Below are 1,338 nucleotides of genomic sequence, written 5' to 3' on the forward strand. Positions count from 1 at the left end.
CCGGTCAGGGCGATCCGGGCCGGCGACGGCAGCCGGCGCAGTTCCTGGGCGGTGCGCGACAGCGGGTTCTTCGCATGCTGTGCCTCGTCCGCGACCACGAGCCCCCAGCCGACCGCGGTGAGCGCCGGAGAGTCCAGGCGGACCACACCGTAGGTGACCAGCACCACCTCATCGGCAGCCAGATCGACGAGGTGCCGTTCGCCGCCGTGGTAACGCCGGACCGGGACGCCGGGGGCGAACCGGTGCAGCTCACGTTCCCAGGTGCCGAGCAGCGACGTCGGGCACACCACCAGCGTCGGGCCCGCGCATAAGGCCCGACGGTGCAGGTGCAGGGCGATGACCTGGATCGTCTTGCCCAGACCCATGTCGTCGGCCAGGCAGCCGCCGAGCCCGAGTTCGCACATCCCGGCCAACCACGACACGCCGCGCAACTGGTAGGGGCGCAGGGTGGCGACCAGATCGGCCGGCGGTTCCAGCGGCGGCGGGGTGGCGGCGGCGGTGGCGATGCGCTCCGCGAGTTCGGCCAGCGGCCCCTCGGCGACGACCGGCACCTTCGTCCCGTCGATGTCGGCGGTGCCGGCGAGGACCGCGCCCAACGCCTCGATGGTTCGCATATGTGTACGCGGCGGGCGGCGCATCCGTTCGAGCAGGGCCGGGTCGACCGTCACCCACCGGCCACGCAGCCGCACCAGCGGACGCTTCACTTCGGCGAGCGCGCCCACCTCTTCTTCGGTGAGCAGAAACCCACCCAGCGTGAGCTGCCAGCGGAACCGCAGCAGCGTGTCAAGGTCGAGCCCGGCGGACGTGATCGTGGCGGGTGAGGGAGTGGAGCTTGCCACCGCCTGGAGCACAAGCCCGTCCGTGACCAGTTCGGCCGGCCACAGGACCTCGATGCCGGCGCCGGCGAGTTCCCCGGCGACCGGGCCGAGAAGCTGGCCGACGGCATCATCGTCCAGATCCACCGCGGACGGTGTGGCCGTCTGCAACGCCGCCCGCAGCGGTGGCCAGACGCCAGCACCCCGGCGCAGGGCCAGCAGCAGATCGGTCTCGGCCACGGCGCCGAAGTGGGAGCGCACCGAGTCGGGTTGCGTCCACAGGTCCGCGGCATCGACTACCAGGCTCGGGTCGGCGGTACTGCGGACCTGCAGCACCGCGCGGAACGCCAGGGCGTCCACACCGTCATCGCTGTCCTCGAGGCCACCGCCGTTCTCCTCGTCCTTCTTCTCCTCCTCGTCCTCGAGACCGTCGTCGTCATCCTCTTCCTCACCGCCGTGGTCCGTCACTGGACCGCCACCCGTGCGTATGCCGGCGCCCGTCACGGTGCCGGCTTCGATGCGC

1 protein-coding gene is annotated in these 1,338 nt (G+C 71.9%); it reads right to left on the minus strand.

Annotated features, from left to right (window positions below; genetic code table 11):
- A partial coding sequence (locus DD1DGNOD_RS02255) for a DEAD/DEAH box helicase (protein ID WP_241255410.1) occupies positions 1 to 1,283 on the minus strand: 1,283 nt, incomplete at its 3' end.
- Positions 1,284 to 1,338 lie beyond the last annotated feature (55 nt).

The organism is Candidatus Protofrankia californiensis (assembly GCF_900634765.1).
Classification (GTDB): Bacteria; Actinomycetota; Actinomycetes; order Frankiales; family Frankiaceae; genus Protofrankia; species Protofrankia californiensis.